Source organism: Candidatus Desulfatibia sp., assembly GCF_036446775.1.
Taxonomy (GTDB): Bacteria; Desulfobacterota; Desulfobacteria; order Desulfobacterales; family UBA11574; genus Desulfatibia_A.
Map to the genome: position 1 here is coordinate 1 of NZ_JAZFTO010000312.1, position 9,503 is coordinate 9,503.

General features: G+C 49.0%; 7 protein-coding genes. All 7 read left to right on the forward strand.

The window, feature by feature from the left end:
- Positions 1 to 409 precede the first annotated feature (409 nt).
- The 7 genes from V3S16_RS14575 to V3S16_RS14605 all read left to right on the forward strand — a co-directional run bounded on the left by V3S16_RS14575 (position 410) and on the right by V3S16_RS14605 (position 9,360).
- Complete coding sequence (locus V3S16_RS14575; RefSeq protein ID WP_413886195.1) at positions 410 to 694, forward strand: hypothetical protein; 285 nt, start codon at positions 410 to 412, stop codon at positions 692 to 694.
- A 436-nt stretch (positions 695 to 1,130) separates the two neighbouring features.
- The gene (locus tag V3S16_RS14580; RefSeq protein WP_413886197.1) at positions 1,131 to 1,535 is read left to right on the forward strand and encodes a hydrogenase iron-sulfur subunit; all 405 of its coding nucleotides are present in this window, start codon (positions 1,131 to 1,133) and stop codon (positions 1,533 to 1,535) included.
- Positions 1,536 to 1,660: 125 nt separating this feature from the next.
- Positions 1,661 to 2,329, forward strand: a complete 669-nt coding sequence (locus V3S16_RS14585; protein WP_413886199.1) for a methylenetetrahydrofolate reductase C-terminal domain-containing protein — start codon at positions 1,661 to 1,663, stop codon at positions 2,327 to 2,329.
- A complete protein-coding gene (locus V3S16_RS14590; protein ID WP_413886201.1) occupies positions 2,326 to 3,252 on the forward strand; it encodes a methylenetetrahydrofolate reductase in 927 nt (308 codons plus the stop codon). The genes V3S16_RS14585 and V3S16_RS14590 overlap by 4 nt, the downstream gene beginning before the upstream one ends.
- Positions 3,253 to 3,651: 399 nt before the next feature.
- A complete protein-coding gene (locus tag V3S16_RS14595; RefSeq protein WP_413886203.1) occupies positions 3,652 to 5,064 on the forward strand; it encodes a glutamate synthase-related protein in 1,413 nt (470 codons plus the stop codon).
- Positions 5,065 to 5,067: 3 nt separating this feature from the next.
- A complete protein-coding gene (locus V3S16_RS14600; RefSeq protein ID WP_413886205.1) occupies positions 5,068 to 6,618 on the forward strand; it encodes a glutamate synthase-related protein in 1,551 nt (516 codons plus the stop codon).
- 84 nt (positions 6,619 to 6,702) lie between these two features.
- Complete coding sequence (locus V3S16_RS14605; protein WP_413886206.1) at positions 6,703 to 9,360, forward strand: hypothetical protein; 2,658 nt, start codon at positions 6,703 to 6,705, stop codon at positions 9,358 to 9,360.
- Positions 9,361 to 9,503: the final 143 nt, after the last annotated feature.

The following is a 9,503-nucleotide window of genomic DNA, read 5'->3' on the forward strand; positions in this document are numbered from 1 at the left end:
CTGAACCCGACTCGGCTGAGCTCGTCGCAGGCTGAACCTCCTAACCCAGACCGACCGGATGTTCAATTTTTGTGAAATCCCGCAGTATATAACGGCCTACGGTCATTTTTATCTGGTGAATGATGAGGTCTGAATTTACGAATAATAAAAAATAGTCGATAACGTGTCAACTATAATGCAAAATATTAGTTTAGCTTAACTATTGAAAGATATAATTATATGTGCTAAAAAAAGCCTTAGCCCTTATTTGTTTGTGCAATAGCAGCATTTCAGCCATAACGACCTGTATTTAGTGATATTATGGCATTTAAATTTGATGGCGTCGTAAAAAGTCCCATTCGTTTGTGGTTCCGCAGTTCTTTCAAGAAAGTTAAACCGACGACTGAGTATTCAAAAAAGGGAGGGCGGAATGGACAGGCAGGTACAAGGATCTGAGCGTACTGGCGCTGTTAGGCCATGGGTAATCAAAGATGTAACTTTTCCCCATGGTACGGAATTTCGCAGCAAGTATAAAGGCTGTTTTTATTATGGCAAAGTTAAGAACGGAGCTCTATTTTTAAACGGCAAGCAATTTTTATCGCCTTCGGCGGCAGCAGTTTCCATAACCCGCAATCCCGTGGACGGATGGATATTTTGGTATTGTAAAATGCCGGGGCATTCTTCCTGGATGAATATCTGCGAGTATAAAAAATAGAGCTAGGCGTTCACAGGTTCATAGTTCAGAAGTTCAGCCTGCGACGAGCCCTGCGGCTGTGAGCTCATGTCGAAGGCAGCCGAGTCGGGCTGCTTTTTTTGTTAACCTTAACCCTGAACCTCTGAACCTGTGAACGGTTACTACGGCAGATCACACCCCCTGGCTAATATGCCCGGACGGATTGAAGCCAACTGCACCAAATTGCGAGGTCAGCGGTTGCTATTTCAGGTCATCAATCCAGGGCATACTCCTACATTCATATAACTTAGTCTTGACAAATTTCCAAAATACATTTAAATAATAAATTCTTTAAAGACTTTGTACAAAGGTGTGCCGAGTTTTTAGCGCAAGACAAAGACGTCTGGACCCTTGTTGGGAAGACGTCTTTTTTTTTTAAAGAATGTGAAAGCGTATATTCTTAAATAAAAAGAAGAAAATGGATCAGAAATTTAAGCCTACGATAACAGTATTTTATTGTATAAACACTTTTTTCGAAGAAGTGTCTTTGCCCGCGGGGGGTGAAAATAATTACGAATTGCAAACCGTCAAATTACCCTGTTCGGGTATGGTCAAGGATGTTTTTTTGCTCAAAGCCTTTGAAAGCGGTGCCGATGCAGTGGTTGTTCTGGTGTGCCCCGAGGAACAGTGCCGCTATGTACAAGGCAGTATCAGAGCCAGAAAACGGGTGAAGTGGGTACAGGATTTGCTGGATGAAATCGGCCTGTCCGGACGGAGACTGTCGATCTTTAACTTATCTCCCGGAGGTAGAGCGTCCGCAACTGAAATAATACGTAAAACCTTAGCGGACCTTGACGAATTGGGGCCCAATCCGGCGGTTTGAGATAATTGAGGTGTCGGGGAGTTTTTATTATAGAGTATTATCTGTCAGCGGAAGGGATGATCTTTTTTTAAGGCGTGTACTGTTTGAGTGTATTAGGGATACAAGCAAAAAGAGGAGTTAATCAAATGATAGTCGGAGAACAAAAACCTATCGCAGAAATTAAGAAAATTGTAGGGACTGCCCGCAAGCTCCTCATTTTAGGCTGCGGAACCTGTGTTAAGACGTGCTTTGCCGGCGGCGAAGACGAGGTCGCCACCCTTGCATCCGCTTTAAGGCTGGCGTTTAAAAAAGACGGCAAAGAGATTGAAATTGAAGAGTTTACGGTTGAACGTCAGTGCGAAGATGAGTTCATTGCAGAGAGTGCTTCCGCCATCGCTCGCAACGATACGGTACTATCCTTGGCCTGCGGTGCCGGCGTGCAGGCTGTTGCCAGACGGTTTTTCCGGACACCCGTGCTTCCCGGAGTAAATACAATGTTTATCGGTGTTCTGGAGCGCCAGGGCGTATTTACCGAGGAGTGCTCCGGCTGTGGCAATTGCGAGCTGGCCATATTCGGCGGTGTCTGCCCTATTACGCGCTGCTCCAAGAAGTTGCTCAACGGCCCGTGCGGGGGATCTATTCAGGGCATATGCGAAGTTAATCCCGAAATTGAATGCGCCTGGCAGCTTATCATCCAGCGACTCACTGCGCTGGGACAATTGGATAATTTAAGGATCTATATTCCGCCCAAAAACTGGAGCTCGAGTAATGCCGGGGGCCCCAGAAAACTCATCAGAGAGGATCACTTCATATGAACACGGATTTTTCAAGCAGATTACAGCAACTTTTATCCAGGGGAGAGTTTGCGGTTACTGCCGAGTGCGGTCCACCCCGAGGAGCCAACGCCGAGATAGTCAATAAAAAAGGCCTGGTATTAAAAGGTTGCGTTGATGCCGTAAATGTCACCGACAATCAAACAGCTATCGTCAGGATGTCCAGCATTGCGGCCTGTGCGCATCTACTGAAAATCGGACTGGAACCTGTTATGCAGATGGTGACCCGTGATCGAAACCGGATTGCACTGCAGTCGGATATTCTGGGAGCTTACTCACTGGGCATCCAAAACATACTCTGTCTTTCCGGTGATCATCAGATCTTTGGCAACCACCCCGATGCTATGAACGTGTTCGATATCGATTCCATGAATCTGATCCGTATGGTCCGTACCATGCGTCGAGAGGGCCAGGATATGAGCGGATTCGAGCTGAACGGTTCACCGCGTATGTTTATCGGGGCTGCTGCCAATCCGTTTGCCGATCCATTCGAATACCGCGTTATTCGGCTGGCCAAAAAGATTGATGCCGGTGCCGATTTTATCCAGACCCAGTGTGTTTTCAACATGGATCGATTTAAAAAATGGATGACCATGGCCCGGGAAGAAGGCTTAACCGAAAAAGTCTACATTCTGGCCGGCATTACCCCTTTGAAATCCGAGGGCATGGCCAGATATATGTCAAAAAAGGTGGCCGGAATCGATATGCCCGGGGAACTGATCAAACGCATGGCTGGTGTTCCCAAGAAAAAGGCTGCCGCGGAAGGAATTAAAATCAGTCTGGAAACGATTGCAGAACTGCGTGCAATTGACGGTATTCACGGTATCCATATCATGGCCATAGAGTGGGAAGAAATGGTTGGAGAAATCGTTGAGGCTGCCGGTCTGATGCCACGGCCCCAGTGATTGACGATTGACGATTGATGATTGATGATTTTAGTTGCGCGTTATGTGCTAATCAACAAAATAACGGATCTTAATAAGGAAGTTGTGGGTTCGGCTGAATAGTAATTTTTATATTAGACAGGATTAACAGGATTTCATGGATCTTTTGTGTTTCTTCCTTCCCTGATGGAAGGAAGAAAACTCCAATCCCGCTTTCAGCGGGAAATGAAAGCCAAAAAGGCCGATGATATTGTTGCCGAACGATCATGTCGCTTCTTCATTGTGTTTTTATAGCCCAATGAACTCCCTCGAAGACGAAGAGGGATTTAGGTTTTTGCCTTTCTGCAGGAAAGGCAAAAAAATCCTGAGAATCCTGTAGATCCTGTCTAAAAAAACAATAAACAGCTAACGGAGAGTTTTATGCCCCCAAAGTATCACATTCCCATAAAAACGATGCCGCCGCGGTTTCCGCCCATCGGCAGGTACGCTACGGTTGAATTCCGGGAAGATTGCGCCGGAAGCTGCCGTAAATGCGTCAAGAAAGAGTGCGTCTATGGAATATTCAATGAGAATTATCAGCATGCCAGCACTATGGATGAGCCCGAATACCTGTATACCTGCCAGAGCTGTTTTCGTTGCGTGCAGGAATGCACCAAAGGCATCTTCTCGCGGGTGATCAATCCCGAATATCGGTCTCTGGGGGACGAATACTGGCGGGCCAATATTATCCGCCAACTCTGGTACCAGGCTCACACCGGCAAGATTCCGGTTTCAGGTGCCGGCTACAACGGTCCCTTTGTAGGGGCCGGATTCGACGCCATGTGGACAGATATGTCTGAGATCGTGCGCCCCACCCGAGACGGGATTCACGGGCGCGAATATATCAATACCTGTATCGAAATCTCCCGCAGGATTACGCCGTTGAGGTTTAATAAAGATTTTACTTTGGCTGTTGAGGTGCCGCCTATTTTGGAGATTCCGGTACCTTTTATGTTCCAGTTGCCCGCCGACTTAATCATCAGCGAACAGATTCGGATATCGGCGGCTAAGGCGGCGCACAGGCTGGGTACCCTGATGATTGTTCGTCCGGAAGACTACACCGAGGCTTTGCTTCCCTATGCCGAAAATCTGGTGCCTAGTTTTACCGCTGACAATTTCAAGTATTACGAACACCTTATCCGCAAAAGCAGGGCGGTGGAATTGGCATATACTTTCGATATAGAGAAAAGTTTTGCCTGTATTCGGGGCTTAAAACCGGAGCTTATTCTGATGGTACGTATCCCCATGGACGGCCGGGCCGCATCTCGCGCGTTACAACTGTCAAATACCGGTGCAGACACCTTCCATTTTTATGCCGATGCATACGGCAGGGAGCTATATGCGGAAAACCCCCGGTTCTTAAAGGAAATGATTCGCGAGATTCACCTTGAGCTGGTTGATGGTGCGGTCAGGCAAAAGGTGAATCTTGTTTTTTCCGGTGGAATCGCCATGGCCGAGCACATGGCCAAAGCCATAATTTGCGGAGCCGACGGCGTGGTTGTGGACAACCTGCTTTCCATTGCCCTGGAATGCCGGTTATGTTATCGCTGCCGGAACGGTTTGACTTGTCCGGTTAAATTGGACGACTACATCGATCCGGAATGGGGAAGCCAGCGGATAATTAATCTGATGAGCGCCTGGCACAATCAGCTTATTGAGGTTATGGGTGCCATGGGCATCCGCGAGGTCAGGAGACTGCGGGGCGAGGTCGGTCGTTCCATGTGGTTTGAAGATTTGGAAATGGAGAGTTTCGGCCCCATATTCGGTCCCAGGAAAGTTATAGGGTTAGGATAATAAATGCTCAATAAAACAGACAAGATCAAGTTGCCCGAGATTGTACAGGTGCCGTCGCGGTTCCGCAATCCCATTGGCAAATATACGATTCGAAGAAACTTGCGGTGCACTTCCTGCGGCCTGTGTGCGGAGTTGTGCCCTTACGGCGTGCACCTCAGACATGACAATTATTCTAAACCAATACGCCCCAAAGATCACCGGTGTATCGGCTTTGCATGCCGTAAGAATGATTTTTTCTGTGTTGATCGTTGTCCGGAACAAGCGCTGGCACTGCGTATTAATCCGCTTCTGGAAACTCTGGGGGATTATCGCTGGACGGCGGAGATGCTGATCGGGCACTGGGACATGGCGGAAACCGGAAACCTGCCCATAGTTGATGTGGAGTACAATCTAGGCAACTCCGGTGGTGGTTTTGACAAAATTCGATTTCGGTTGCCGGAACCCGAAGCCTACCTGAACCTGACCGACGAGGAGATTGACACCAGTGTCGATTTGAATAAACGAGGCGACGGTCGCCTTGAAAAGACCATCTCCATTCCCTGCTACGGCGGCGGGATGTCATTCGGTTCCACCGCATTGCCGGTCATTGTCGGCCGAGCGCGGGCAGCCCAAAGGCTAAATACCTTGACCTGCACAGGTGAAGGCGGATATCCTTTGGAACTGGTTCCGTATGCCGATCATGTTATCACTCAGATAGCAACCGGTCTGTTCGGGGTGCGGGAGGAGACAATTCTGTTTGCACCGGTTGTTGAATTGAAATATGCTCAGGGTGCCAAACCCGGATTAGGGGGGCATTTGCTGGGAGATAAAGTGACGCCCGAAGTTGCTGCCATGCGAGAAACGGTGGTAGGAACTGCGCTGTTCTCGCCCTTCCCGTTTCACAGTGTCTACTCGGTGGAGGATCACAAAAAACACCTGGACTGGATAAAAGAGATCAATCCCCGCGGATTGATTTCCGTTAAGGTTTCCACGCCCACGGATGTGGATATGGTGGCGGTGGGAATTTACTATGCCGGAGCGCATATTATTCACTTGGACGGCAGCTACGGCGGTACCGGGGCTGCACCGGACATTGCCAAGAAAAACATCGCCATGCCGATCGAGTACGCCGTTCCCAAAGTGCATCAGTTTTTGATCAATGAAGGTGTTCGGGATGAAATTTGCCTGATCGCCAGCGGCGGTATTCGCAATGCCATGGATGTGGTTAAAGCGATCGCCCTGGGGGCTGATGGAGTTGTCATCGGGACCGCCGAACTAGTCGCCTTGGAGTGCGTTCGATGCGGCAACTGCGAAAGCGGCCGCGGATGCGCACGCGGTATTGCAACGACCGATAAAGAGCTGGGATATATGATGAACGAGGAATGGGCCGAACAGCGTATCGTTAACATGTATATGGCCTGGCGCAAACAGTGGTGTGAAATTTTAAGGCAGTACGGACTGCGTAGTTTTAAGGAACTGAGGGGTCGAACCGATCTTCTGGTGCATCTCGATTATCTGGACGAAGACCAAAGGGTTAAGTACCAGCCGGCGCCGCAGGTAAAAATGATTCTTTAAATTTGAATTCCCCGCTGCAAGCAGCGAGGAATTCAAATGAAAGATAAAATCGTAACACGATTTTATTAAAAGGACGGATCAACAATGCATTACGGTTTTGATTCGATCATCGATAAAATTCTGGCTTCAAGGGCCAAATTACCCCACGGGGATATACCTGTTAAAAAGTCTGCGGAAGAGGGTGGCTGCGGGGTAACCGGATTTATCTCTTCGATACCGATTCGCGGGCGCCATATTTATGAACCCTCGGTACAAATGCACAATCGCGGTAACGGCAAGGGCGGCGGTATCGCCGCAGTCGGTCTTTCCGCTGAGGATCTGGGGGTAACTCAGGATGTTCTAAACACGCACTATCTGTTGCAGGTTGCCCTGCTCGACCCCGCCTGCCGTCCTGAGGTGGAGGCCGCGGCCATAGAACCTTTTCTGGAAGTACATAAAGCCAGGCGCATTCCCACTTTAGACGATTACCGGCAAGTAGAGGGCCTGGAAGTTAAGCCCCCTGATGTCTGGCAATATTTTGTCAGGGTCAAAAAAAAGGCCCTGGATCGTTTTATCGAGGAAAATCAGTTACAGAACATGGATTCCGGCAAGGTTGAAGACGAATTTATTTATCAAAATACCTTCCGCCTCAATCAGAAATTCTATGCCTCGCTGGGCCGACAGCAGGCCTTTGTCCTGTCGCACGGCCGCAATATCATGATCCTGAAAATCGTCGGCTATGCCGAGCAGGTTACCCAGTACTATCTTCTGGAAGATTTCAGAGCCCACGGCTGGATTGCACATCAGCGGTACCCCACCAAGGGCCGGGTCTGGCATCCCGGCGGCGCCCATCCCTTCAGCGGCTTGGATGAGGCTCTGGTCCACAATGGTGATTTTGCCAACTATCATGCGGTCAGCGAATACTTAAAACAGTATAACATCTTTCCTCAATTTCTAACCGACACCGAAGTTTCGGTCTTGCTTTTCGATCTTTTAAACCGTACGTTTGAGTATCCCATGGAATATATTATAGAGGCCCTGGCGCCGACCTCTGAATACGACTTTGATTTACTTTCGTCTGAAAAACAGCATATTTATCGCTATCTCCAGTCGGCTCATATTCATTCGTCTCCTGACGGTCCCTGGTTCTTTATCATCGCCCGCAACAATCCTTATGATAACTACTTTCAGCTTATCGGCATCACCGATACTTCCATGTTGCGTCCGCAGGTTTTTGCCCTGCAGGAAGGCGATGTACAGATTGGTCTGATATGTTCTGAAAAGCAGGCTATTGATGCTACCTTGCAAAATCTGGCCGCAGAGGACAGCCGGTTTTGTCCGATTGCCGATAAATACTGGAATGCCCGCGGCGGCAGTGCTACGGATGGCGGTGCTTTTATCTTCACCGTCAAAGACTCCGGCAAGGGAGACGGCTCAAAAGAGCTTGTTTGCACCAATAAATTCGGCGACGTCGTTCAAACTTCGCCGGATCAGAAGCACTACAAGATAACTTCCGAGCTTTCAAGGCCGTCAGGTGCGGAAAACATTTCACAAATAGTGGCCAACGGCCTGGCGTCTGACGACATCTCGGATTTGACAGGCTATTGTATTAATAATATCATTGACTGGGATTATGCTGAATTCAATCATGTTTGCCGAGAGATAGTTAAGCTGGCAAGCAGCAGCGACGGAAACAAAGCCAAAGCCATTGAGGTATTGACGTTTCTTAACAATCGGCGTTTTCCAACCGGCGATAAAAAGCGCAGCTCAATACTTCAGATTATAAGAAGCAGCCTGACGTCGATTTTCGATGCTTCGCCAAACTTCAAGAAAGATGCATCCGGAATGTATCGCTATATCGATTGGGCCAGTCGCCATGCGTTGCGGTCTCCGGGCGCCGATGAGAAAATTCTGGTTGTTAACGCCCAAGAATTCCCTCCTGAAGGTGAAGATTGCGATGCACGGCTGATGTGCGCCGCCTATGAAATGGGCTGGAAAAGTTTCATCTGCTACGGTTACAAAGGGCAGCGATTTTGCGGCTGCGGTCTATCAAAAGAAACCGACGGCGTTAGAATAGATGTTTATGGCAGCTCCGGTGACTACCTGGCTTCAGGGATTGACGGCGTAGAGATTTATGTTCATGATAACGCCCAGGATCAACTGGGCCAGATAATAAAACGCGGCAAACTGGTTATCTACGGTGATGTCGGCCAGACATTCATGTATGGCGCCAAGGGCGGTGACGTTTATGTGATGGGTAACGCCGCCGGCCGGCCCCTGGTTAACGCCGTCGGTCGTCCCCGGGTCGTAATCAACGGAACCTGTCTGGATTACCTCGCCGAGTCATTTATGGCCGGTGATCCACTCGACGGCGGAGGTTTTGTGGTTTTAAACGGTATGGAGTTTGATGAAGCAGGCCACATCGTTGACCAGGCTACCCCTTATCCCGGTTCCAACCTTTTTTCACTTGCATCCGGCGGCGCCATTTATTTGAGAGATCCTCACCATAAAGTGGTGGATGACCAGCTCAACGGCGGTGAGTTCGTTGACTTGAGTCTCGCGGACTGGGAGCTGATTTTGCCGTATCTGAGGGAGAACGAAGACCTCTTCGGCATCTCTATTGAAAACGATTTGTTAACGGTCAACGGTGAGGTAAAGGAATACAACAAAGTTTATCGCAAGGTTCAGGCTGTCAGGTTAGATGTTTTAGCAAAAGAGTCCGCGGCTGTAGAGGAATGGGGTGAAGACTGGCAGGATGAGTAAAGAATCCTGGCTCTCCGAGGCGTAGGCTCTACCCTCCGGCCTGTAAGCCCTACGGGCTGGAAGCGGAGCCGGAGGCCCAGAGGACCAGGCTTTGATTTCACCCCATAGGGGTGCACCTATCTCAAATGGAGTAAATTAAATTC

Excerpts from the sequence above, each read along its gene's own strand:
- V3S16_RS14575 (WP_413886195.1), top strand. The coding sequence starts at position 410 with ATGGACAGGCAGGTACAAGGATCTGAGCGTACTGGCGCTGTTAGGCCA.
- V3S16_RS14580 (WP_413886197.1), top strand. The coding sequence starts at position 1,131 with ATGGATCAGAAATTTAAGCCTACGATAACAGTATTTTATTGTATAAAC.
- V3S16_RS14585 (WP_413886199.1), top strand. The coding sequence starts at position 1,661 with ATGATAGTCGGAGAACAAAAACCTATCGCAGAAATTAAGAAAATTGTA.
- V3S16_RS14590 (WP_413886201.1), top strand. The coding sequence starts at position 2,326 with ATGAACACGGATTTTTCAAGCAGATTACAGCAACTTTTATCCAGGGGA.
- V3S16_RS14595 (WP_413886203.1), top strand. The coding sequence starts at position 3,652 with ATGCCCCCAAAGTATCACATTCCCATAAAAACGATGCCGCCGCGGTTT.
- V3S16_RS14600 (WP_413886205.1), top strand. The coding sequence starts at position 5,068 with ATGCTCAATAAAACAGACAAGATCAAGTTGCCCGAGATTGTACAGGTG.
- V3S16_RS14605 (WP_413886206.1), top strand. The coding sequence starts at position 6,703 with ATGCATTACGGTTTTGATTCGATCATCGATAAAATTCTGGCTTCAAGG.